The organism is Lysobacter sp. Soil_C_15 (assembly GCF_057657315.1).
Window position 1 is genome coordinate 162,744 of record NZ_JBDGIR010000001.1, and the last position, 23,195, is coordinate 185,938.

General features: G+C 70.2%; 25 protein-coding genes. 6 read left to right on the forward strand and 19 right to left on the reverse strand.

Annotation, left to right across the window (positions count from 1 at the left end; all coding sequences use genetic code 11):
• Nucleotides 1–62: 62 nt before the first annotated feature.
• Nucleotides 63–1,109 carry a rod shape-determining protein gene (locus AC3A57_RS00765; protein WP_221670086.1) on the reverse strand — a complete coding sequence of 349 codons (1,047 nt, stop codon included), beginning with the start codon at nt 1,107–1,109 and terminating at the stop codon, nt 63–65.
• Nucleotides 1,110–1,474: 365 nt separating this feature from the next.
• Here AC3A57_RS00765 and AC3A57_RS00770 point away from each other — a divergent pair, with 365 nt between their 5' ends.
• Nucleotides 1,475–2,407: a carbohydrate kinase family protein gene (locus tag AC3A57_RS00770; protein ID WP_487577124.1), complete on the forward strand. Its 933-nt coding sequence runs from the start codon at nt 1,475–1,477 to the stop codon at nt 2,405–2,407.
• Between the two features lie 488 nt (nt 2,408–2,895).
• On the opposite strand, the gene AC3A57_RS00775 is transcribed toward AC3A57_RS00770, so the two are convergent.
• From AC3A57_RS00775 to AC3A57_RS00800, 6 genes are all read right to left on the reverse strand, one after another.
• Nucleotides 2,896–3,375, reverse strand: coding sequence for a GNAT family N-acetyltransferase (locus tag AC3A57_RS00775; protein ID WP_487577125.1), 480 nt, complete (start codon nt 3,373–3,375; stop codon nt 2,896–2,898).
• A 119-nt stretch (nt 3,376–3,494) separates the two neighbouring features.
• Nucleotides 3,495–4,223, reverse strand: a complete 729-nt coding sequence (locus tag AC3A57_RS00780; protein WP_487577126.1) for a GH25 family lysozyme — start codon at nt 4,221–4,223, stop codon at nt 3,495–3,497.
• Nucleotides 4,224–4,314: 91 nt separating this feature from the next.
• Nucleotides 4,315–4,998 (reverse strand): hypothetical protein, encoded by a 684-nt coding sequence (locus tag AC3A57_RS00785; RefSeq protein ID WP_487577127.1) that lies wholly within the window; start codon nt 4,996–4,998, stop codon nt 4,315–4,317.
• A 52-nt stretch (nt 4,999–5,050) separates the two neighbouring features.
• Complete coding sequence (locus tag AC3A57_RS00790; protein WP_487577128.1) at nt 5,051–5,782, reverse strand: hypothetical protein; 732 nt, start codon at nt 5,780–5,782, stop codon at nt 5,051–5,053.
• Nucleotides 5,779–6,756, reverse strand: coding sequence for an alpha/beta fold hydrolase (locus tag AC3A57_RS00795; protein ID WP_487577129.1), 978 nt, complete (start codon nt 6,754–6,756; stop codon nt 5,779–5,781). Before AC3A57_RS00795 ends, AC3A57_RS00790 begins: the two co-directional genes overlap by 4 nt.
• Before the next feature lie 21 nt (nt 6,757–6,777).
• Nucleotides 6,778–8,733, reverse strand: coding sequence for a M1 family metallopeptidase (locus AC3A57_RS00800; protein ID WP_487577130.1), 1,956 nt, complete (start codon nt 8,731–8,733; stop codon nt 6,778–6,780).
• A gap of 340 nt (nt 8,734–9,073) precedes the next feature.
• On the opposite strand from AC3A57_RS00800, the gene AC3A57_RS00805 reads away from it, so the two are divergent.
• Complete coding sequence (locus tag AC3A57_RS00805) at nt 9,074–9,817, forward strand: 3-oxoacyl-ACP reductase family protein (protein WP_487577131.1); 744 nt, start codon at nt 9,074–9,076, stop codon at nt 9,815–9,817.
• Between the two features lie 331 nt (nt 9,818–10,148).
• On the opposite strand, the gene ubiE is transcribed toward AC3A57_RS00805, so the two are convergent.
• Complete coding sequence (ubiE, locus tag AC3A57_RS00810; protein WP_487577132.1) at nt 10,149–10,910, reverse strand: bifunctional demethylmenaquinone methyltransferase/2-methoxy-6-polyprenyl-1,4-benzoquinol methylase UbiE; 762 nt, start codon at nt 10,908–10,910, stop codon at nt 10,149–10,151.
• Between the two features lie 184 nt (nt 10,911–11,094).
• On the opposite strand from ubiE, the gene AC3A57_RS00815 reads away from it, so the two are divergent.
• The 4 genes from AC3A57_RS00815 (at nt 11,095) to AC3A57_RS00830 (ending at nt 13,943) form a co-directional block, all read left to right on the forward strand.
• Entirely contained in the window at nt 11,095–11,574 is a 480-nt protein-coding gene (locus AC3A57_RS00815) for a GNAT family N-acetyltransferase (RefSeq protein ID WP_487577133.1), read from the forward strand.
• A gap of 77 nt (nt 11,575–11,651) precedes the next feature.
• Nucleotides 11,652–12,107 carry a nucleoside deaminase gene (locus tag AC3A57_RS00820; protein WP_221670096.1) on the forward strand — a complete coding sequence of 152 codons (456 nt, stop codon included), beginning with the start codon at nt 11,652–11,654 and terminating at the stop codon, nt 12,105–12,107.
• A gap of 32 nt (nt 12,108–12,139) precedes the next feature.
• Nucleotides 12,140–13,372: a hypothetical protein gene (locus AC3A57_RS00825; protein ID WP_487577134.1), complete on the forward strand. Its 1,233-nt coding sequence runs from the start codon at nt 12,140–12,142 to the stop codon at nt 13,370–13,372.
• Between the two features lie 94 nt (nt 13,373–13,466).
• Nucleotides 13,467–13,943 carry a GNAT family N-acetyltransferase gene (locus AC3A57_RS00830; protein ID WP_255594974.1) on the forward strand — a complete coding sequence of 159 codons (477 nt, stop codon included), beginning with the start codon at nt 13,467–13,469 and terminating at the stop codon, nt 13,941–13,943.
• Between the two features lie 277 nt (nt 13,944–14,220).
• Here the strand turns inward: AC3A57_RS00830 and AC3A57_RS00835 are convergent, their stop codons facing one another.
• The 11 genes from AC3A57_RS00835 to AC3A57_RS00885 all read right to left on the reverse strand — a co-directional run bounded on the left by AC3A57_RS00835 (nt 14,221) and on the right by AC3A57_RS00885 (nt 23,045).
• Nucleotides 14,221–14,694, reverse strand: a complete 474-nt coding sequence (locus AC3A57_RS00835; protein ID WP_487577135.1) for a DUF2269 family protein — start codon at nt 14,692–14,694, stop codon at nt 14,221–14,223.
• Between the two features lie 4 nt (nt 14,695–14,698).
• Nucleotides 14,699–16,027, reverse strand: coding sequence for an NAD-dependent epimerase/dehydratase family protein (locus tag AC3A57_RS00840; protein WP_487577136.1), 1,329 nt, complete (start codon nt 16,025–16,027; stop codon nt 14,699–14,701).
• Between the two features lie 230 nt (nt 16,028–16,257).
• Nucleotides 16,258–17,631, reverse strand: a complete 1,374-nt coding sequence (hslU, locus tag AC3A57_RS00845; RefSeq protein WP_487577137.1) for an ATP-dependent protease ATPase subunit HslU — start codon at nt 17,629–17,631, stop codon at nt 16,258–16,260.
• Nucleotides 17,632–17,750: 119 nt separating this feature from the next.
• Entirely contained in the window at nt 17,751–18,302 is a 552-nt protein-coding gene (gene hslV / locus AC3A57_RS00850) for an ATP-dependent protease subunit HslV (protein WP_487577138.1), read from the reverse strand.
• A gap of 92 nt (nt 18,303–18,394) precedes the next feature.
• The gene (locus AC3A57_RS00855; RefSeq protein ID WP_487577139.1) at nt 18,395–18,922 is read right to left on the reverse strand and encodes a hypothetical protein; all 528 of its coding nucleotides are present in this window, start codon (nt 18,920–18,922) and stop codon (nt 18,395–18,397) included.
• A 158-nt stretch (nt 18,923–19,080) separates the two neighbouring features.
• Nucleotides 19,081–19,920 carry a tyrosine recombinase XerC gene (gene xerC / locus AC3A57_RS00860; RefSeq protein ID WP_487577696.1) on the reverse strand — a complete coding sequence of 280 codons (840 nt, stop codon included), beginning with the start codon at nt 19,918–19,920 and terminating at the stop codon, nt 19,081–19,083.
• Nucleotides 19,921–20,064: 144 nt separating this feature from the next.
• Nucleotides 20,065–20,592, reverse strand: coding sequence for a hypothetical protein (locus tag AC3A57_RS00865; protein ID WP_487577140.1), 528 nt, complete (start codon nt 20,590–20,592; stop codon nt 20,065–20,067).
• A gap of 14 nt (nt 20,593–20,606) precedes the next feature.
• A complete protein-coding gene (locus tag AC3A57_RS00870) occupies nt 20,607–21,302 on the reverse strand; it encodes a DUF484 family protein (protein ID WP_487577141.1) in 696 nt (231 codons plus the stop codon).
• Complete coding sequence (gene dapF, locus AC3A57_RS00875) at nt 21,290–22,144, reverse strand: diaminopimelate epimerase (protein WP_255594975.1); 855 nt, start codon at nt 22,142–22,144, stop codon at nt 21,290–21,292. Before dapF ends, AC3A57_RS00870 begins: the two co-directional genes overlap by 13 nt.
• Nucleotides 22,137–22,466, reverse strand: a complete 330-nt coding sequence (gene lptM, locus AC3A57_RS00880; protein WP_487577142.1) for an LPS translocon maturation chaperone LptM — start codon at nt 22,464–22,466, stop codon at nt 22,137–22,139. Before lptM ends, dapF begins: the two co-directional genes overlap by 8 nt.
• Before the next feature lie 132 nt (nt 22,467–22,598).
• Nucleotides 22,599–23,045 (reverse strand): YbaN family protein, encoded by a 447-nt coding sequence (locus AC3A57_RS00885; protein WP_487577143.1) that lies wholly within the window; start codon nt 23,043–23,045, stop codon nt 22,599–22,601.
• Nucleotides 23,046–23,195: the final 150 nt, after the last annotated feature.

The following is a 23,195-nucleotide window of genomic DNA, read 5'->3' on the forward strand; positions in this document are numbered from 1 at the left end:
CGGGCCGAGCCTCGATCCGCAGGCTCTTGCGAGTCCCGAGTGCCGAGTCCCGAGTCGCGCCCTCATTCCGGCGCGAAAAACTCGTTGCCGTGCATGTCGACCAGCTCCAGCGCGCGGCCGCCGCCGCGGGCGACGCAGGTCAGCGGGTCGTCGGCGACCTGCACGTGCAGGCCGGTTTCCTCGCTGATCAGCCGATCCAGGTCGCGCAGCAGGGCGCCGCCGCCGGTCAGGACGATGCCGCGCTCGGCGACGTCGGCGCACAGCTCCGGCGGGGTCTGCTCCAGCGCCAGCTTGATCGCCGAGACGATGCCGGCCAGCGGCTCGCGCAGGGCCTCGAGCACTTCGTTCGAATTGATGGTGACCATCTTCGGCACGCCCTCGGCGAGGTTGCGGCCGGAGATCTCGATGGTGGCGGCGCGCTCCTGCGGGTAGGCGCAGCCGATTTCGAGCTTGATCCGCTCGGCGGTGGCTTCGCCGATCAGGGTGCCGTAGGTGCGGCGCACGTAGTTGATGATCGATTCGTCGAAGCGGTCGCCGCCGATCCGCACCGAGGCCGAGTAGACGATGCCGTTGAGCGCGATCACCGCCACCTCGGTGGTGCCGCCGCCGACGTCGACCACCATCGAGCCGCGCGCCTCGGTCACTGGCATGCCGGCGCCGATCGCCGCGGCCATCGGCTCCTCGATCAGGTAGACCTCGCGCGCGCCGGCCTCTTCGGCCGATTCCTTGATCGCGCGGCGCTCGACCTGGGTCGAGCCGCAGGGCACGCAGACCAGCACCCGCGGGCTGGGGCGCAGGAAGCGCGACTTGTGCACCTTGCGGATGAAATGCTTGAGCATTTCCTCGGTGTAGGTGAAGTCGGCGATGACGCCGTCCTTCATCGGCCGGATCGTGGTGATGTGGCCCGGGGTACGGCCGAGCATCTGCTTGGCCTCGCCGCCGACCGCCGCCACCGTACGGTTGCCGCCGATCATCCGGTCCTGGCGCACGGCGACCACGGACGGCTCATTCAGCACGATCCCCTGGCCGCGGACGTAAATGAGGGTGTTGGCCGTGCCCAGGTCGATGGACAGGTCATTGGAAAACATGCCGCGAAACTTCTTGAACATCGGGGGATTGGGCCGTCAAAAGTAAGGGCGAAGCGGGGCCGTTAGCCTAGCAATCGCCCCCCCTGCGAGCAAGGAAAATCAACGGTTTCACGGCTGCCCGGCTGTTCAGGAGCGGCGCCCGCCCCCTGGGGATAACCCTGGGTCGGCGGCCCCCGCCGGGCCGGTCGCGGGCCGGTCCAGGGACGGGTCGCGCGCCGTCGGCGGGCCGGCCCGGCGGGTCCGGAAAACCCGCCCGCGGCCCCTCGCCCATCCCCCGCCGTACGCAAAAACTGGCCGCGCGCCGCCTCAGCCGCTACCCTACGCCGCCGGGCGGTCCTGCGACCGCCCGCTTTTGCGTCGCGACTTCCAAAATCTTCGGGGTGAACATGTCTGCGCTGATCTGCGGCTCGCTGGCCTACGACACCATCATGGTGTTTCCGGACCAGTTCAAGAACCACATCCTGCCGGACAAGGTCCATATCCTGAACGTCTCGTTCCTGGTCCCGCGCATGCGCCGCGAGTTCGGCGGCTGCGCCGGCAACATCGCCTACAACCTCAAGCTGCTCGGCGGCGATCCGATCCCGATGGCCACCGTCGGCCAGGACTTCGGCCCGTACCGCGAGTGGTTCGACGAACAGCAGATCCGCCTCGACCACGTCAAGGAGATCCCGGAGCTGTTCACGCCGCAGGCCTTCATCACCACCGACCACGACAACAACCAGATCACCGCCTTCCATCCGGGCGCGATGATGCGTTCCTACGAGAACCACGTGCGCGACGTGCAGGGCGTGAGCTTCGGCATCGTCAGCCCCGACGGCCGCGAAGGCATGCTGCAGAACGCGGTCGAGTTCGCCGAGGCCGGCATCCCCTTCATCTTCGATCCGGGCCAGGCGATGCCGCTGTTCAACGGCGAAGAGCTGCGCGCCTTCATCGAGCAGGCCGACTACGTCACCGTCAACGACTACGAGTCCAACCTGCTGCAGGAACGCACCGGCTGGAGCGAGAGCGACATCGTCCAGCGGGTCAAGGCCTACATCACCACCCGCGGCCCGCACGGCTCGCAGATCCACACCCGCGAGAAGACCTACGACATCCCGCCGGCGCACGAGCGCCGGGTGACCGACCCGACCGGTTGCGGCGACGCCTTCCGCGCCGGCCTGATCTTCGGCATCGAGAAGGGCTACGACTGGCTGACCGTCGGCCGCATGGGCAACCTGATGGGCGCGCTGAAGGTCGAGCACCCGGGCACCCAGAACCAGCGCTTCGACTACGACGAATTCGCCGAGCAGTTCAAGCAGCAGTTCGGGTATGCGCTTTAAGCCGGGATCGGGGATTCGCGCTTGAGGATCGGTTTGAGGCGGTCGCTCGCGGACTGAGTCTGCGTCCCGGTGCCCGTGCCGTATCGCCATCGAAAAATCCCGGCCCCGGCCGGGATTTTTTTCGCCTGCGATTCGTTCGCGCCGCCCGCTCCGCTGTAGGAGCGGCGTAAGCCGCGCCGAGACCGCACAGAACCCCAACCACGACGTCCCCCAACCGAACCAACGCCCCCCGCCGTGGGTAGGAGCGACGCAAGTCGCGACCGCGCCCCAACGACAACCCCAGAGCTCGTCGCAGCCCTTGTAGGAGCGGCGTAAGCCGCGACAGGGAACGCGCAGCCCTTAAAGCAACGACACCGCCTCCGAAGCGACAGCCCCACCCTGGGGTAGGAGCGACGCAAGTCGCGACCGCGCCCCAACGACAACGACGCAACCTGCGGCACCACGGCCGCGACTCGCGTCGCTCCTACCCCCTCGAATCGTCGCCTGCGCTACAGGCGCTTGCGGAACACCGCCACCTGCACGTCGTGCTGCGGGGTGGTGTCCAGATACTCCCAGCCCAGCCGCCGCATCAGGCTGCCGGCGGTCGCGGTGCCGGTGTAGATCGCGCGATGGCCCAGCCGCATCGCCTGCGCCTCCAGGGCGACGATCAGCTGCGCGCCGATGCCGCGGCCGCGCCAGGCCGGCGCGACGCACGCCGCGGCGGCCCAGGGCGAGAACTGCGGGTAGGCGTCGATCGAAGCGGCCTTGAGCGCGGCCACGCCGACCGCCTCGCCGTCGAGCAAGGCGACCAGCCCCAGCGGCAGCGCGTCGTCGCGACAGAACGACGCCAGGTCCGCCGCCGCATCGCCCGGGCCGTCGCCGCCGTAGTAGTCCGGCCACTCGCTCTCGAACGAGCGCTGCAAGGCCGGCAACGCCCAGCGATGCGCGGCCAGCAGCCCCACCCGCACCGGCACGCCGCCGCGGCTCATGCGCGCCCTGCGGCGGCGCGACGCATGCGCAGCCTCGTCGTCGAATCGAAAACGGCATCCATGGCCTCGATCATATCGGCCGCCCTGCCCGCCTCCGCCGCGCCGAGGTCACAGTTCGCTCAGCGCGCCACCGCCACGCCCGCGCGCCAGGCCGCGAACGCCGCCGCATCGCCGACGTACACGTTCAGATCCACCGGCCCGTCGATGCCCGCGACCCGCGCCCTGTTGTGGTACTGCCACAGCGTCCACGCCGCCGACGCATCCGGTGCGCGCAGGATCGAGCGCCGCCACAACGGCCGCGCCGGCAATGCGGCGCGATAGGCCTCGAAGAACTCCGGCGTCACGTACAGCAAGGCCGGCTTGGCGTACGCCGCCTCGACCGGGGCCAGGAACGCGTCCAGCTCGGCGCGCATCGCCGCGGCGCCGGGCCGCCGGCCGCAATTGCCGCCGAACTCCAGATCCACCGCCGGCGGCAGCGCGTCGGCGCGCGCCGGCGCGGCGGCGAGGAAGTTCGCCGCCTGCTCGGCGCCGCTGCGGCAGAAGGTGAAGAAGTGGTAGGCGCCGACCGCGATCCCGGCCGACCGCGCGCCGCGTTCGTTGTCGGCGTAGCGACGGTCGCGATGATCGCCGCCTTCGCTGGCCTTGAGGTACACGAACGCGACGTCGTCGCGGGCGACGCTGCGCCAATCCACCGCGCCCTGATGATGCGAGACATCGAGACCGCGCAAGGGATGCAGCGCGCGATCGGGTTGCCAGTGCAAGAACCAATAGCGTGCCGAAACCAGCGCCGCACCGACCAACAAGCCGGCGACGGCCGTCCCCGCCAGCCATTTGCGGGCGCGACTCATGGGACGGCGTGCGACCGGCATGCGACATCGCCGCCCGAGTTCGCGCGTGCGCCATCCCCGCTATCGGCAGTTTGCGAAGGCCGGTCAGGCATCAATCTGGTTTCGCCGCCAACGCGATTCCGGCCCGGGCGAGGATCCCGTCCAGAGCGGCCTCCTCGCCCATCGCGTGGGTTTGCCCTCGATCGTATCGACCCTTCGCAGTGGATTGCCTTCGATCATCCGAATCGCCATCGACGTACACCGCGACTTGACCGCAGCCGTAGCATAACAACACGTCGTAGCGCTTGCCGGCACTGACAAAAGCCACGGCGTGACGGAATTCGGGGACGCAGGCTGCCGCGTAATCGGGCACTTGCCCCAGCGACTCCTGCAGGGCTCGATGCACATCGGACAAGTCCGACGCTTCGATGCGGGTTTTCCCCAACACGCGATTGTCGTAATAACAACGCTCACTGCTGCACCATTCGCGCTCGCTTCGCCGCCACAGCTCGGATGCACGCCGGGACTGCTCCTTGTAGGGCAGCCTGCGCCAAGCGTCCGGCGGCGTTGGCGGCTCCCAAGGCTGCAGCGAGTACAACGTCACATCCTGTGCCGTGTCCAACGCCGCCAATGCCATGGCCCGCGGGCTGCCCGGGTCGGGCCGGCTCAGCTCGACTTCGAAGTCCGCGCTCTCGACGACAGGCGCGAGCTGTTTTCCATCGAACGCAGTGGCCCCGGCCAGCGTCGCCGATAGCGCAACGACCAGCACGCCCGCAAGCTTGCGATACGCAACCATTCGCTCATCCTTGGCAATAGCGTCGAAACACAACCGACGGCGGCGACGCCGCTCACTTCCACCCCGGCATCTTCTCCGGCTTCAACCCGCCGACCTCGAAGTTCGCCGTGCGGGTGCCGCCGGCCTTGACCGGGAACTCGATGCTCAGCTCCTGCGCGCCGCCGGCGATGCGCCACAGGCCGCGTTCGTCTTCGATGAACATGGCGATCGCCTCATCGGTCTTGGGCCGGCTGCCGGGCAGGGTCTTGGGCTTGCCGTCGGCGACGATCTTGAGCTTGCAGCCGCCGTAGCAGTTGAAGTCGCCGGTCTGCAGCACCAGGTAGGCGCTGCGGCCCCAGTCGGGGTGATCGCGGAAGATCAGCTGCACCGGCCGCGGCACGCTGCCGTCGGTCTCCACGTTCGCCCGGGCGTAGATCGACGCCGACAGCTGGGTGCCGGCCTTGCCCTTGGCGGTCTTCACCGGCGTGCTCATGTACGACCACAGCGATTCGACCCGGCGCCGTTCGCGCTCTTGCTTGGCCTTGGTTTTCGCTTCCTCGTACTGCGCGGCGATGCGGTCGGCGGTGGGCGTGCCGGCGTAGCGCGAGGTGACGATCTCGCCGTAGGCCGAGGCCATTTCCCAATTCTGCTGGCCGTAGGCGGCGTCGAAGTTCTTGGCTTCGGTCGCGGCCGCCTGCTCGCGCTGCGCGGCCTTGGCCGCCTCGGCGATCTTCGGATCGGGTTTTTCGCACCCTGCGAGCAACATCGCGGCGGCGAGCAGGAGCGTGGCATGGCGCAGTGTCATCGTGCTTGGCCCTTGGCTATCAGTTGGTTGACGGCATCGGCGGCGGCGGCGGGACGCTCGACGATCGACATGTGGCCGCAGCCGTCGAGCAGCATCCGCCGCGCCTGCGGCAACCGCGCCGCGTACAGGTCCAGCGCGCTGGGGTCGATCACCGCATCCTGCCGGCACCATAGCAGCAGGGCCGGCTGGCGGATGCGCGCGGCTTCGTCGCCGGGCAGGAAGCGCTCCTGGCTGCGGCCGATCTTGTCCAGCACCGCCTGCTCGAACCCGGCGTCGCGCTTGCGCCGCTCGATGTAGATCCGGCTCGCCGGCCAGGGAATGCGGGGCTTGGCGGCATCGTCGTAGAACACGATGTCGAGGTAGCGCTGCAGCGAGGCGGCATCGGAGACCGCGAACGGATTGCGCCCGCGCAGCACCGCCAGGCCGAAGGCGTTGTCCTGGAAGCGCACGCCGGCGGCGTCGAACAGGCCGACCCGGGCCACGTCCCGCGGATGCCGCGCCGCGGTCAGCGCGACGATGCCGCCGCCCATCGAATGGCCGAGCAGCACGATGTCGCTGCCGGGCTTGCGCGCGACCTGCTCGATGAAACGCGCGACGCGTTCGCTCTGGGCCAGGAAACCGTAGTCGGCGCCGGCCCGGCGCTCGCTTTCGCCCCAGCCCGGCAGGTCCGGCACGAACAGCCGATAGCGGCCGCGCAGGCGCTGCGCCAGCGGATACCAGTTTTCCTTGCTGCCGGTGAAGCCGTGGACCATGACCACGGTCGGCGCGCCCGGCGGCGCCTCGTCGCTATAGGCGTAGACCCAACGGTGGTCGCCGACCTGGGCGGCGTTGCGGGTCAGGCCGGCGACCGCGCGCTGGCGCGCGTAGTCGGCCAGCACCACCTGGTAGGGATCGCGCCACAGCCAGAACGCCAGAGCGCCCAGCAAGACGGCCGCCACCAGGGCGGCCGTCTTGAGCGTGCGACGCAGGCGCATGGGCGTGCGCGGCGGCGCGGCTTACTGCGCCGCGGCCGGGTTCTTGGCCTTGGCGATGGTCGCCTCGACCGAACCGGTGGTGATCGGGTGATAGCCCGGCTTGGCCTTGGCGAAGGTCTCTTCGGCCAGCTTCAGTCCTTGCGGGGTTTTCACCAGTTCGCCGTAGGTCGGCATGATCAGCTTGCGCCGGCCGATCTTCTGCAGGAACGCCGCGATCGCCGGGTCGGCCTCGTGATAGCCGCTGCGCACCGCCAGCGGATACCAGCGCTGGGCGATTTCGCCGTTCGGCGTGCCGGTGAACTTGTAGGCCGCGTCCAGCGCCTTGAGCTGATCGACGCTGAGTTTTTCCGGCATACCCTCGATGAAGTGCACCCATTCCTGGGTGCTCCACTTCGCGGTCAGCGCCGCCTCGGGCAGCGCGCCGCCCTCGACCCAGGCCTTGCGCGCGGCGTCGACCGCATCGAAACGCGGCGACACCGTAGCCGGCGCCGACTTCGGGATGCCCGGGCCGTAGATCCACTCTTCCAGCTCGGCCTCGCTGACCTTGCCCGGATGCTTGGCCAGCAGGTTGGCCTTGGCATATTCGACGAACTTGGTGGTCGGGATGCTCTGGAAGGCGAAGTGGTCGAAGTAGCCGCGCAGGAACGGGTCGAACACTTCGCGGCCGTAGCGCTGTTCGAGGAACTGCAGGAACCAGGCGCCCTTGGTGTAGACGGTCGCGCTGCTGGCCTCGTCCGGATCCTTCAGGGTGCCGGGCTTGAGCGCCAGCGCCTGCAGCTTGGGATCGATGGTCTTGAACTCGGCGGCCAGCTCGTTGCGGCCGATCACGTTCTCCATGTCGGAACGCTCCTTGCCGTACAGCGCCTCGACGATGCGGTTCTCGACGTAGCTGGTGAAGCCTTCGTTGAGCCAGCCGTCCTTGCTGCTGGAGAAGGTGACCAGGTTGCCCGACCAGCTGTGCGCCAGCTCGTGCGCGACCAGCGAGACCAGCGACTTGTCGCCGACGATCACGGTCGGGGTGGCGAAGGTCAGACGCGGATTCTCCATGCCGCCGTACGGGAACGAGGGCGGCAGGACCAGGATGTCGTAACGCTCCCAGCGATAGGGACCGTACAGCTTCTCGGTGGTCTCCATCATCTTTTCGGTGTCGGCGAACTCGGTCGCGGCCTTGCCGACCATCGCCGGCTCGGCCCACACGCCGGCGCGCGCGGAGATCGGCTGGAACACCAGGTCGCCGGCCGCGATCGCGAGCAGGTAGGACGGGATCTTCTGCGGCATCTTGAAGCTGTAGTCGCCGTCGCGCGCCGCCTTGGGATCGTTGTCGGCGCTCATCAGCACCATCGCGTCCTTGGGCGCGGTGACCTGGGCGGTGTAGGTGAAGCGCACGCTCGGCGTGTCCTGAAGCGGCACCCACGAGCGGGCGTGGATCTGCTGCGACTGGCTGAACATGAAGGGCGTCTTCTTGCCCTCGGTCATCGACGGCTCCAGCCACTGCAGGCCGGAGGCGCCGGGCGAGGTCGCGTAGCTGACCCGGATGCGCTTGTTGCGCTGCGGCGCTTCGATGGTGAGCTTGCTGCCCAGGGTCTTGTCGGCGGGAGCCAGGCTGAAGCTCAGATCGCCCCATTGGCCGTCGGCGCGCTCGCCGACCACTTTCTCGATCTTCAGCTCGCGGGTGTCGAGCACCAGTTGGGTGGCCTTCGGATCGGTCCAGTCGAGCGTGTAGGTGGCGCTGCCGGTCAGGGTCTTGGCGCCGAAATCCACCGCCAGCAGCAGGGCGAGGTCGTCGATGCGGACCAGGTCGGGCTGGGCGTAGGAATGCTCGTCGCGGTCGGCTGCGGCAACGGCGGTGTCGCTCACTTTGGCCTCCGGTGCGGCGCTCTGGGACGGATCGGTGGCGGGCGCCGCGCTGTCGCGCGAGCAACCGGCGGCGGCGCTGAGGGCCGCGACGAGACAGACGGTGAGGATCGAAGAACGCATGAACGGACCACGGCTGCGGGTGAAGCGCCGAGTGTAGCGCCTCGCCCCGGGGCGGGGCTTGTGCAGGTTGGCCGTTGCGCGGCCGCGATCGCGGCCTCGCCGGCGCGGGATCGGCTGCCTGGGCGCCGCAGGGCCGGGCGCTCGCTGCCGTCGTGCGCAGGCCGGCCTGGGCGGGGCGGTCCGGACCGGTCGGCGTCCGATCGCGACGCCGGGCGCGACAACGCGACGAACCACCGCCTTGCGATTCTGCGGTACGCATCATCCCAAAAATCCCGGCTGCCCAAGCCGCGGCGATGACGCTAGCCTGGGCGTCCTACTTCCATTATTCGGAACTTCAAACATGAGCCTTCCCCTCGCAGGCAAAGTAGCCCTGGTCACCGGCGCCAGCCGCGGCATAGGCGCGGCGATCGCCCGCCGCCTGGCCGCCGACGGCGCCGACGTGGCGCTGACCTACGTCAGCTCGGCGCAGCGCGCCGAGGAGGTGGCCGAGCAGATCCGCGCCGGCGGCCGGCGCGCGGTCGTCATCGCCGCCGACAGCGCCGATGCGGCGGCGGTGAGCGCGGCGGTCGAGCGCACCGTGGCCGAACTGGGCCGGCTCGACATCGTGGTCAACAACGCCGGCGTGTTCGCCTACGGGCCGTTCGAAGAGGAATCGCTGGAGAACTACGAGCGGGTCATGGCGATCCACGTGCGCGCGCCGTTCGTGGCCGCACAGGCCGCGTCCAGGCACCTGCCGCGCGGCGGCCGCATCATCACCATCGGCAGCTGCCTGGGCGAGCGCGTCGGCGCGCCGGGCATGGCCCTGTATTCGCTGAGCAAGGCCGCCGTGGTCGGGCTGAGCAAGGGCCTGGCGCAGGACCTGGGCAAGCGCGGCATCACCGTCAACACCGTGCAGCCGGGCCCGATCGACACCGACATGAACCCGGCCGATGGCGAAGGCGCCGACCACCAGCGCGCCGGCTTGCCGCTGGGCGAGTACGGCCAGGCCGACGACATCGCCGCCGCGGTGGCCTACCTGGCCGGCCCGGGCGGCGCGTTCGTCACCGGCACCCAACTGTCGGTGGACGGCGGGTTCTCGGCCTGAGGCCGGGGCGTTCGTCGCGGGCAATGCGCAAGGGACGGAGGGGGTTAAGCTCGCTTACCCCCTCCGCTCCTGCGTCTTACCCGATGTTCTGATTCAATCGATGCGGCCGCAACGCTTCAAGAGCAAGCCACGGCCAGCACGAAACCTGCGCCGCCGAGCACGGCATATCCGACTAGCGCAAGAAAAGTCAGACCCGCGCCGCAATCCTTGCAGCGCCCTGCCTCGAACCGTATCGGCAGCAACAAGCACCAAGGCGCCAACAGCCACCAGCTCACCGCATCGGCCTGCGCCGGCTCGCGTCCGCACTGGCTGCACTGGCCGTGCACCGAACTCAGGCCTTGTAGCCGGTATGGATCGCGCAGATCCCGCCCGACAGGTTCTTGTAGTCGACCCGGGCGAAACCGGCGTCGGCCATCATCTGCTTGAGCTCGTTCTGCGGCGGGTGCTTGCGGATGCTCTCGGCCAGATAGCGGTAGCTCTCGCTGTCGTTGGCGAACAGCTTGCCCAGGCGCGGCAGCACGTTGAAGGAATGGAAGTCGTAGATCGGCTTGAACCACTGCGCCGTGACTTCCGAGAACTCCAGCACCCGCGCCTGGCCGCCGACCTTGAGCACGCGCAGCATCTCGCGCAGCGCCGCGTCCTTGTCGGTGACGTTGCGCAGGCCGAAGGCGATGGTGACCAGGTCGAAGCTGGCGTCGGGGAACGGCAGCGACTCGGCGTTGCACTGCACGTACTCGAAGCCGGACACCCGGCCGCGGTCGGTCATGCGGTCGCGGCCGACCCGCAGCATGTCGTGGTTGATGTCGCCGAGCACGATCATGCCGGGCTCGCCGACCCGGTCGCGCAGCAGCGCGGCGATGTCGCCGGTGCCGCCGGCCAGGTCGAGCACGCGGTCGCCGCGGCGGACCTGCGCGGTGGCGGTGAAATAGCGCTTCCAGACCCGATGGATGCCGAGGCTCATCAGGTCGTTCATCAGGTCGTAGCTGCCGGCGACCGAGGAGAACACTTCGCCGACCAGCTTGCGCTTCTGCTCGCGCGGCACGTCGCGGAAGCCGAAATGGGTGGTCTCGGGCTGGGGCTTGGATTCGTTCATGGGCGCGATTATCGCACGCTCGCCGGGCCCGGGCTTCGCGGCATGGCAACGGTTCGGGCCCGCCGCCCGGGACACGGCGTCGCGGGCCGGCACCGGGCGCAGTCCGTCGGTCGGACCCCGCCCTACCCCGAAAGAACTAGCCCCGCCCCGCTCCGGCCAGCGGCGGCTTTGGCATGATGCGGTCATGACCGCCTCCGTGACCTGGCAAGCCAAGCGCTATGCCGACCTCAGCCTGGACGAGCTGTACGAACTGCTGCGCCTGCGTGCGCAGGTGTTCGTGATCGAGCAGAACTGCGTCTACCTCGACCCCGACGACAAGGACCGCCATCCCGAGGCGGTGCACCTGCTCGGCCGCGCCGAAAACGGCCGTCTGGCGGCGTATTTGCGGATCCTGCCGGCCGGGCTCAGCTATCCCGAAGTCAGCTTCGGCCGGGTGCTGACCGCGGCCACCCACCGCGGCCAGGGCCTGGGCGGGCCGATGCTGGAAGCGGCGTTGATCGAGATCGAGCGCCGCTGGCCGGGCGCCGATATCCGGATCGGCGCCCAGGCCCATCTGCAGGGCTATTACGGCCGCTACGGCTTCGCGCCGGCGTCGGAGGTCTACGACGAGGACGGCATTCCCCACGTCGACCTGCTGCGTCCGGGCCGCGCGCAGGCACACTGAGCCGCGCCGCACAGGCGGCGCACTCGACCGCGTCGCTCCGGCAGCCCAAACTGGCCGCCATCGACACGGAGTCCCTCATGATCGCCACCCCCGACTATCGCGCCTTGCTCAAGACCGCCGTCGCCGAAGCCCGCCAGGGCCTGGCCGAAGGCGGCATCCCGATCGGTGCGGCGCTGTACCACGACGACGGCCGCCTGCTCGGCTGCGGCCACAACCGCCGCATCCAGGAAGGCGACCCTTCGGTGCACGGCGAGACCGATGCGTTCCGCAAGGCCGGCCGCCAGCGCCGCTACCGCGACACCATCATGGTCACCACCCTGGCGCCGTGCTGGTACTGCAGCGGCCTGGTGCGCCAGTTCAACATCGGCACGGTGGTGGTCGGCGAATCGGTCAACTTCCAGGGCGGCATCGACTGGCTGCGCGAGTCCGGGGTCAAGGTGATCGACCTGGCCGACCAGGAATGCATCGACTTGCTCGGCGGCTACATCGCCGCCAATCCGGACGTCTGGAACGAGGACATCGGCGAGGACTGAGTTTCCCCGCCCGCAACGGAAAAGGAGTTTCCATGCACCCCACCGCTTCCTGGCCCCTGCTGTTGCTCGTCGCCGCGCCCGCGGCGGCGGTGCAGCCTGCGGCCTGCGGCGCCACCGCCGAACTCGCGCTGATCTGCCAGCAGTCCGACGCCGGCGCCAAGGCCACCCTGGTCCGCACCGAGTTGCCGGCGCGCGGCGGTTGCGCCCAGCCGCAGGTGGAGAGTTTCCCCGCCGGCGATCTCGACCGGCCGCGCAGCCTGGCCCTGGCCGCCGGCCAGACCGGCGAGTGCCGCTTCGCCAACGGACGCACCCTGCGGGTGCGCCTGCAGCAGGAATCCGAACCCGTGCTCGGCGCGTGCAATGCCGATGCGGCCACGCGTTTTTCGCTGTGGGTGGACGGGCGCAAGCTGATCAGCCGGCATAGCGTGCGCGAACGCTGCGAACCCGCGGCGGCGCCGTGGAGCTATCGGCTCGAAGGCGAGCTCGTCCACGACTGCAGCAAGCCGGAGGCCTGCACCGCCTGGTCCGGCCCCGACCACAGGATCGGCTCGCTGCCGATCGACACCGCCGAGTACCCGCCCGACGCGCCGGGCCCGGCGCCCGGCAGCCTGGAACGGCTGCTCGACCGCGGCCCGGTCTGCGCCGAAGCCGAACGCGAGTTGGCCGCCTCGTGGTCGGCGTTGGACGCCTACGGCCGGCGGACCGCGCCGGGGCCGATCCAGCGGCTCAACGCCGGCGGCCCGCAGGCCGGCGCGGCCCTGCCCGACGGGCTCGAATTCGCCTACGGCGGCGCGCGCGTGGACGAGTTCGATTTCGACAACGACGGCCGCATCGACCGGGTCTATTCCGGCGACAGCGACGGCCAGGGCGGCTGGTACTACGCGCCGCTGCTGGTGCTGGCCGGCGCCTCCGCCGACGGCTTCGTCGCGCGCGACGATGCGGACGCGGTCCGCGCGCTGCCCTGCCAATGGGATGCCGCGCAGCCGACGCTGTCGCAGTGCGACGACCTGCGCAACCCGGCCTGGAAAGATCATCGGCCCTCGACCCAGTCGGTGCCGGCGCCGTTGCCCGGCATCGCCGGCGGCGACGAATTCTTCCGCACCCGCTACACCACCGCATTGCCGTTCCGGTTCGGCGACGCGACCTACGTGGCGCTGGCGAGCGCAGGCACGCCGTCGCGCGATTACGTCGGCATCTATCGCCCGCGGCCCGGCGGCGGGCGCGAAGCGGTGTGCCTGATCCGGCGCGTGCCGGCCAACCTGTGAGGCGCCGCGCGCGGGTCCCGGCCGCGGGTGGCCGGTCCGCGCGCTTACCTTCGTCACTGGGCAAGCACCGGGTGCGGGCGCAGAATCGCCCGCAATGCCCGCCGCCCCCGTTCCGCTGTCGATCCGCGCCTACCAGCTCAGCGACTGGCCGCGCCTGTGCCAGATCCACGACCGCGCGCGCCTGGACGAACTGCAGCGCAGCGCCGGCGTCGCCGCCTTCCGCAGCCTGGCGCGCACCGCGCACAGCGAGGGCCTGTTCGACGGCCGGCTCGACGTGGCCGAGGTCGACGGCGTGGTGCGCGGCTTCGTCGCTTTCCAGCCCAAGTCGCTCAACTGGCTGTACGTGGACCCCGACAGCTACCGCCAGGGCGTGGGCCGCGCGCTGTTGCGCCACGCCATCGCCTGTTCCGGCCCGGTGATCTCGACCCAGGCGCTGGAAGGCAACGAACCGGCGATCGCGCTGTACCGCTCGGAAGGCTTCGTCGAACTGGAACGGCGGCCGGGGCGGTTGGCGGGCAGCGACGAGTTTCCGGCGGTGGGGGTGATCTTGGAGCGGCGGGTTCGGGGGTGAGTGGTAGAGCGCGAGGCGCTGGGCGCCGACTCAGATGCGGGAGTGCTGCGCGGGTACGATCCATGGCGCGGCGAGTGCGATGTTCTGCGCTTCAGCGCTTGAGGTTCCTGACTTCGGCTGGACCGGCGGAGCTACACCGCTGCGGTTGGCTTCGGCAGAATCGGCAGAGCTACACCGCTGATGCAAGAGAGCTACGCGGGCACGATCGGTTACACGGCGAGTGCGGTGCTCTGCGCCTTAGCGCTCGGGGAGCCGGACTGCGGAGACTGCGGCGGTGCTACATCGCTGCGGTTGGCTTGACCACCATCAGCCAGAAAATCGCGATCACGCTCAGGAATGCCGGCCAGCCCAGCCAGAACCACCACAACATCGTGCGGCGGTAGCTCGCCGGCAACGGCGCGTGCTCGGCCGCGGCCTGCTCCGCCAACCGCCGCGCGCGCGCCTGCAGCCACAGCACCGGCAACCAGCAGGCGCCGACCACGAAGAACAGGATCAGCGCGGTCTTGAGCCAGAACACGGTCGGCGGCATGCCCAGCAGGTGCATCAGCCACAACCCGGTGCCGAACTGCACCATCACCGCCGGCGCGGTGAAGCAGGCGTCGGCGATGACCACGGTGCGCGCGGTTTCGGCGATGACCTTGGGGTCGCCGCGGCGGTGCGCGATCCAGAAGAAGAAGGCGATGCCCAGGCCGGTGCCGAACAGCAGGGTCGAGGACAGGATGTGGATCCACTTCACCCACAGATAGACCATCGGCTTATCTCCGTTCCGCCAACACCCAGGCCACCGCCAGCGCCGGCAGCAGGACCAGGTTCTTGGCCAGCCCGCCGAGCGGGTCCAGCCACTGCCCCGGCAACAGCGCGCCGAACGCCAGGGTGTAGGCGAGCACGCTGAGCCCCATCAATCCCAACATCAGCCGCGGCCGCCAGCCGAGCAGCAGGCCCAGCGCCAGCGCGGCGTCCAGGCCGGCGGTGACGCGCGCCAGCGCCACCGGCTGCCAATGCGCCAGCGGCGAACCGGCGACCATCGCCTCGATCGTCGCGGCCGGGGTCAGCCAGCCCGCGGCGGCCGAGATCAGCCACAGCGCGACGATGGCGATGCGCAAGCTCGGCGCCAAAAAATACAGCTGCGCCTGCCAGCGGTCCTGGACCTGGCTCGGCGTCGCCGCCAGCGCCTCGTCCAGGGCGGCCGGCGCATGATCGAAATCGGCCCGCAACCGCGCATGCGCATCGGGCCGGGTGACGTTGCCGCGACGGAGCATGCGCCACATGGTCTCGCCGACCGGCCCGCGGCCGAGCCGTTCGCCGATCGCCACCTGCAGGCTCACCAGCGACTCGGGGAACGCGACCGCAGCGTCGCCGTCGATGCGCAGCCAACGCCGCCAGGCCGCCTGGTACTCGCGCAGGCTCAAGGGCTGCGGCGCGCCGATCTCGTACACGCCGCGCTGGGCTCCGCTCGCGGCGCGCGCGGCGATCTCGCCCAGGTCTTCGGCCGCGACCGGCTGCAGCGGCCAGCGCCCGTCGCCGGGCAGCAGATGGCGTCCCGGGAACGCGGCCAGCGCGCGCAGCAGCGAGGTGCCGCCATAAGACCCGGACGCCGCGTAGACCACCGACGGGCGCAGCGCCACCGCGCTCAGCGGCAGTTGCAGCAGGGCGTCGTCGAAGCGGTGCTTGGAGGCGATGAATTCGCCGTCGGCCGGCTCGCCGAGCGCGGACAACTGGACGAAGCGCGGCACTCCGCCGTCGACGCAGGCCCGTGCCAGCGCCAGCGGGCCGTCGACGTGGATGGCCTGGAAGGTTTGCGCGCCGGTCTCGCGCAGGATGCCGGCGGCGTTGATCACCGCATCGACCCCGCGCAGGGTGTCGCGCCAGTCCTGCGGCGAGGTCATCCGCGCCAGATCGGCGCGGCGTTCGTCCGCGCGCAGCGGGCGGTGGGTGTCGCGGACGCCGCGCAGCACGCGCCAGCCGTGGCGGCGCAGGGCGGCGATCAGGTAACCGGCGAGAAAGCCGTTGGCGCCGACGACGAGCGCGGTCCTGGTCGGAGCGGCGTCGGTCCGTGGCGCGCTTGCGCAAGCAGGGTCGTCCATGGGGCGACACGGTAGCAGAGCGCGTCGGCGGCGGGGACTGCCAGAACCAGCGGCTCGCGGCGCGGGCTATCGCGGCCCTGCGTTGCCGTCACCCCAGCCCTCTCCGCTTTGCACTTCCCGCGGTCGCCGCAAGCGGGAGAGGGAGCCGTTGCGTCGCAACGAAAGGCCTCGCACGCAAAGCCCCTCTCCCGCCTGCGGGAGAGGGGTTGGGGTGAGGGTTGTGGCCGGCCTCAGAGGATGTAGCGGCTCAGATCCGGATCCTGCACCAGCTCGCCCAGGTGCTGGTCGACGTAGGCGCGGTCGATCGTCACCGCCTGGCCGTCGCGGTCCGGCGCTTCATAGCTCAGCGCATCGAGCAGGCGCTCCAGCACCGTGTGCAGGCGGCGCGCACCGATGTTTTCCTGGCGCTCGTTGACCTGCGCGGCGATCTCGGCGAGGCGATCGACGGCGTCGGCGCTGAACTTCAACTCGACGCCTTCGGTCTTGAGCAGCTCCACATACTGAGTGGTCAACGCGGCCTTGGGCTCGGTCAGGATGCGGACGAAATCGTCCTTGCTCAACGCGCCGAGCTCGACCCGGATCGGGAAGCGGCCCTGCAGTTCCGGGATCAGGTCGCTGGGCTTGGCCAGATGGAACGCGCCGGAGGCGATGAACAGGATGTGGTCGGTCTTGACCGGGCCGTACTTGGTGCTGACGGTCGAGCCTTCGACCAGCGGCAGCAGGTCGCGCTGCACGCCTTCGCGGCTGACGTCGCCGCCGATCGTGCCGGCCTCGCTGCGCTTGGCGACCTTGTCGATCTCGTCGATGAAGACGATGCCGTGCTGTTCGCAGGCCTCGATCGCCGCCTGGCGGATCTCGTCCTCGTTGACCAGCTTGGCCGCCTCTTCCTCGATCAGCTGCGGGCGCGCGGCCTTGATCGCCAGATGCTTCTTGTGGGTCTTGCCGCCGGCGACCTGGGAGAACATCTGCCGCAGCTGCTGGCCCATCTCCTCCATGCCCGGGGGGGCCATGATGTCGACGCCGACGTTGACCGCGGTTTCGATCTCGATCTCGCGCTGGTCCAGTTCGCCGGCGCGCAGTTGCTTGCGCAGCTTGGCGCGGGTGTCGCTGTCGGGCGCGCTGGTATCCTGGGCCGGGGTCTCCGAACCGAAGCCGAAACCGCCCGGCACCCGCTTGGGCAGCAGCGCGTCGAGGATGCGGTCCTCGGCGCGGTCTTCGGCCTGGGTGCGCAGACGCGCCTTGGCCTGCTCGCGATACAGCTTGACCGCGGTGTCGGCCAGGTCGCGCACGATCTGCTCGACGTCCTTGCCGACGTAGCCGACCTCGGTGAAGCGGGTCGCCTCGACCTTGACGAAGGGCGCGTTGGCCAGCGTCGCCAGGCGCCGCGCGATCTCGGTCTTGCCGACGCCGGTCGGACCGATCATGAGGATGTTCTTGGGCATGACTTCGTTGCGCAGATCGTCGGCGAGCTGCATCCGGCGCCAACGGTTGCGCAGCGCGATCGCGACCGCGCGCTTGGCCGAATGCTGGCCGACGATGTGACGGTCCAGTTCCTGCACGATCTCGCGCGGGGTCATGGTGGCGTGTGAGTTGTCGGGTTTCATGATGGGGGGGCGGGAATGGGGAATGGAGAATCGGGAATCGTTGGAGCTGAGCGGGCGAGCGGGACGGAACGGGACGAATCGCTTCTACGATTCCCCGTTCCCTATTCCCGATTGCCGGCTTACAGCTCCTCGACCACCACGTTGCGATTCGTATAGATGCACACGTCGCCGGCGATGCCGATGGCTTCGGTGGCGATGGTGCGGGCGTCGAGCTGGGTGTGGGCGATCAGCGCGCGCGCGGCGGACAGGGCGTACATGCCGCCGGAGCCGATCGCGATGATGCCGTCTTCGGGCTCGATCACATCGCCGGTGCCGCTGATGATCAGCGAGGTTTCCTTGTCGGCGACCGCGAGCAGCGCTTCGAGCTTGCCCAGGCGGCGCTCGGTGCGCCAATCCTTGGCCAGCTCCACGGCGGCGCGGGTCAACTGGCCGTGCTTCTCGAGCTTGGCCTCGAACAGTTCGAACAGGGTGAAGGCATCGGCGGCGGCGCCGGCGAAACCGGCGAGCACCTGGCCTTCGCGGCCGAGGCGGCGCACCTTGCGGGCGTTGCCCTTCATCACCGTGTGGCCGAGCGTGACCTGGCCGTCGCCGGCGACGGCGACGCGGCCGCCGCGGCGGACCGAGACGATGGTGGTGGCGTGGAAAACGTTGGGATTCTGGCTGGGGTCCATGGCGGGCTCCGGGATAACTCTCCCGAAGTGGGGCTGGCCCCGGCCGGTTCAAGCCCCGCGCCGGGAGCGGCGACGCCGCTCCCGAGCCGCGTTCACTCGGCGTAGTCCTGCTTGCGGCAATCGGTTTCGCCGCCGGTTTCGACTTCGTAATCCAGATAGTAATAGGCATGCCACAAGCGCGCGCTGCGCAGCGGCTTGCCGCTCCAGGCAGTGAAGTGCACGCCTTCCCTGCTGACGCAGGCGCGCAGCGAAGCCGGCGCGGTCGCGTCGAACGCGATCATGCCGCTCCATACGCCCTCTTCAGCCCGGTCCAGGCGCACCGCATAGGCCCGAGGCGCCGGCTCGTCGGGGGCCACGGTAGCGTCTTCCAGCCGCTCGCAGGGCTTGGCCAGAGCCGACACCACCTGCCCGCGCAGCGGCGCGGACGCTTCCAGCCCCGGCCCCGGGGCGAGGATGCTCACCGCCAGCGGAAACCGGGCGATCTTGCGATGGGTCATGACGCAGCCGACCCGGTCCCGGCCGCCGGCCAGGCCGTAACTTTCGCGGGCGGGCGCCTGCTTCGCCGCCGGCGCGTTCGCCGCCGCGCCCATCGCCAGCATCGCCGCCAGTATCGTTTGCATGACACCGTTCCTTGGTTTGCCTGAGAGGTGCGGGATTTTAGTTCCCGCCGCGCCCATCGCGCGCTGCCGATAGCGACGACCCGATCACGCTTGCACAGTCAGTGCGAGAAATCGGCGCGCAGCAGCGGGCAGCGTGCGAACGCCGGCCCCCTGCCCGCTTACTCCTCGCGCTTGCGCTTGGCCCGCGGATGCGCCGCGTCGTAGACCTTGGCCAGATGCTGGTAATCCAGATGGGTGTAGATCTGGGTGGTGGCGATGTCGGCGTGGCCGAGCAGCTCCTGCACGCCGCGCAGGTCGCCGGAGGATTCGAGGATGTGGCTGGCGAAGGAATGCCGCAGCAAGTGCGGGTGCACGCGTTTGAACAGGCCCTGGCGCTGCGCCAGTTGGCGGATGCGCAGTTGGATCGCGCGCGGCGTGATCGGACCGCCGCCGCGGCCGGGGAACACCGGCGCGTCGTTGCCGGCGCCGTTGGAGGCGCGCCATTCGCGCAATGCCGCCGACGCGTACGAGCCCAACGGCACGCTGCGCTGCTTGTTGCCCTTGCCGAGCACGGTGACCAGGCCGTCGCCGAGGTCGAGGTCGCGCCAACGCAGGGCGCACAGTTCGCTGAGGCGGATGCCCGAGGAATAGAACAGCTCCAGCAAGGCGCGGTCGCGCAGGCCCAAAGGCGCGTCGGTCGGCACCTCGACCAGGGCCTTGGCCTCGTCCGGGTCCAGCACCTGCGGCAGCTTGCGCGGCGCCTTGGGCGCGCGGATCGCCGCCGCCGGGCTGGCCGCCAGCGCGCCCTGCTTGACCTGCCAGCCGTAGAAGCTGCGGCAGGCCGACAGGCGCCGCTGCAGGCTCTTCGCGGTCAGCCCGCGCCGATGCTCGGCGGCGATGAAGCCGCGCAGGTCCTCGGCCTGCAGCGCCAACACGTCCTCGTCGCCGCGCTGGCGCTCGCTCCACTGGCTCAGCGCGTCCAGATCGCGCCGGTAAGCGTCCAGGGTATGCGCGGACATGCGCTTCTCGACCTGCAGATGGGCGAGGAAAGCTTCGACGGCGGCGACGGACACGTTACGGGCGCTCCACGACGGCGAACGCCGTCGTCGACCGCATCTTGCGACCGCCTGCTGTAGATGTCGAGCGCGACCGATGCAGCGAGGTCAGCCGTCGAGCCGGAGGTTCAGCTGGCCGAGCCGGTAGCGCATCTCCTCGCGTACTTCCGGCTCCGGATGCGAAAGCGCGTAATGCCGCAATGCCGCCATCGCGTCGGGCGTGCCGATATCGGCGAAGGCGTGGCTGAACCACTTGGCGATCGCGCCGATGCTGGAGCAACCGCCGTCCTGCATGACCTGCAGGTCTTCATCCAAGGCGCGGCGCAAGAACGGCAGGCTGTCCGGGTCGGCCGCCAATTGCAGGCAGCGCACGATCCGCTGGTGCTGGCAGTGCCCGGGCAACGCCAGCAGGCGATGCAGGGCTTCCAAGCCCGGCGGGTCTTCGCGCCGCAACGCCAGCTCGACCAGCAACTCGGCACGGTCGGAATCGCCCGCGGCCGCGGCACGTTGGAACTCGGCGATCAGATGATCGCAGCGTTGCGACGGCAGGACCGGAGTGTCCTGCCAAAACGCTCGCAACTGGCGCTGGCGGGCTTCCAACCACGCCGCCGCTTCGGGCGAATGATCCCAGGCCATGCCGCCGCTTCGATTCAGTCGAACCGCTTCAACGCCACCGCCAGCGACTCGCCCATCATGCGCAGGAACAGCGTGCCCATGCCGGGGAAGAAGCGGTTGGCGTCGCGGCTGCCGACCGCGATCAGGCCGGTGCCGGGCAGCGGCAGCAAAGCGGTGGATTGCACGTCGTCGGCGCGCTCGCCGTACAGCAGGGCGTGCTTCTCCGGCTGCAGGCGGCCGCACAAGGGTTCGCCGCTGGCCAAGGCGTCGCGGAACGATTGCAGGCGCGGATCGGCCTCGTCGACCAGTTGCAGCCAGTCGCTGTCGTTCAAGCCCGGGACCGGCTTGAAGATCACCAGCCGCACCAGGTCGCCGTTGAAGTCCTCGGCCAGGCTCGCGGCCATCGCGCGCAGGGTGTCGGCGGCGCTGTCCTGGCGCAGCAGGGCCAGGGTCAGTTGGTGGGTGCGCACCGCCAGGCGTTCGTTCTCCTGGGCGTTGCCGAACAATTCCTGCAGGCGCCGCGACAGTTCGCGGTTCTTGTCGCGCAGCACTTCCAGCTGATAGCTGGCCAGCGACGAGGCCGAACCCTCTTCGCGCGGCACCACCAGGCTCATCGCCAGATCGGGAAACTGCTGGAGGAAACGCGGGTGCCGGCGCAGCCAGTTGGCCACTTCATGCGCGCCGAGCGCGTCGGCGGGCTTGTCGGCGAACCTATCGCTCATCGATTCCATTCTCCTTCGAACACGAATGCGGCTGGGCCCGCCATCGACAGCGGCGCATCTTCGCCGCTCCAGTCGATGCGCAGTTCGCCGCCGGGCAGTTCCACCGCGACTTCGCGGTCGATGCGGCCGCGCCGCATCAGCACCGCGGCCGCGGCGCAGGCGCCGCTGCCGCAGGCCAGGGTCTCGCCGACGCCGCGCTCGTACACGCGCAGGCGGATGCGGTCGCGCGCGACCACCTGGGCGAAGCCGACGTTGGCCGACTCCGGCAGGGCCGAGCTGGACTGAAGCAGCGGGCCGATGCTTTCCACCGGCGCCGCGTCGACGTCGTCGACCTCGATCACCGCATGCGGATTGCCCATCGACACCGCGCCGAAGCCGATCACGGTGTCGTGGATGTCGACCACGTACTGGTCCAGCGGCGCGTCGTAGCCGCGCAGGGGAATCCGCGACGGCTCGAAGTCCGGGCGGCCCATGTCGATGCGGAACCGGCCTTCGCCGAGCGGCACCACGGCGTGGCGGCCGGCCGGGCTGTCGACCGCGAACGCGCCGTCGCCGGCGGCGCCGTCGCGCACCAGCCAGGCGGCGATGCAGCGCGCGCCGTTGCCGCATTGCTGCGAGCCGGAGCCGTCGGCGTTCCAGATCCGGTAGGACGCCGCCGCGCCTTCGCTGAGCGGCGCCTCGATGGTCAGGATCTGGTCGCAGCCGATGCCGAAGTGGCGGTCGGCCAGGGCGCGGCACAGGCTCGGGTCCGGAGCGGGCTCGCCGCCGCGCAGGTCGAGCACGACGAAATCGTTGCCGGCGCCGTGCATCTTGCTGAAGCGCAACGGCCCGCTCGCGGTCGGCTTAGCCATCGCCTTGTCCGTCGCTGGGCACCGGCTCGGCCGGCTTGGCTTGGTCCTGGTCGGCCTCGGTCTTGTCGGCGTCGCTGTTGGGCGGCGGCAAGGCCTGGTCGATCGGCGGCAGCGACGGCACCGAGCCGCGCGCCTTGGGATCGGACGCGACCGGCGGGTCGTTGACGTTGGAAATGGTCACCGGCACTTCGCCGGGCTTGGTCGGCGGCGCTTCCTGCGGCGCGGGCTGGGTCGGCAGGACCAGCGGGCCCTTGTTGCCGCAGGCGGCCAGGGACAGGGTCAGCGCGGAAAGGAGGAGCGGCGTAACGAGGCGTGCATTCATGGGCCGAAGTGTAGCCCGCAGAAACGACGGAAACGAACCCGTCCGGTCCTCCGCGCGGCGAGCCGGCTGGGCAGGTTCAGCTGCGGCCGCGGCGCACTGTGACCCGGGTCGCTGCCGGCGTTGCGCGAGGGCTCAGCGCGGGGGCGGCTCCGGACGCCGCCACAGCCAGACCGCGACGACGGTCATGATTGCCGTGCCGGTCGCGGCCATCCACCACTTCGGCGCGGTCAGGAACATGACGACCGCGCACAGCGCCATCATCGTCGTCGCCAGCCGCTTGGCCCGGCGGCCGACCGCGCGGTACGCCTCCCAGTCGCGGATCATCGGCCCGAAGCGCGGGTCGGCGAGCAGCCGCGCATGCAGCCGCTGCGAGCCGCGCGCGGCGGCGAACGCCGACAGCAGCACGAAGGGCACGGTCGGCAGCCCGGGCAGGACGATGCCGACGATGCCCAGGCCCAGGCTCAGATAGGCCAGCAGCCACCAGGCCCAGCGCCAACGCCGCGGCGCCGGCGCGCCGGACGCCTCGCGGGCGGGGCCGGCCGCGGATTCGGGCTCGACGGGAGGCGGCGGCAGGGGCATGCGGAGAGTATGCGGTCGGCGACGGCGGCGGGAGCGGTTCAGATGGCGCGGGCGCGGCGCGGTTTCAAGCGCTGCGGCGGGCGGCGGCAGCGCTCGCGCGATCCGCACGCACCGTGCCGGCCCGCAAACGCCGACGCCCGGCCGCGGGGC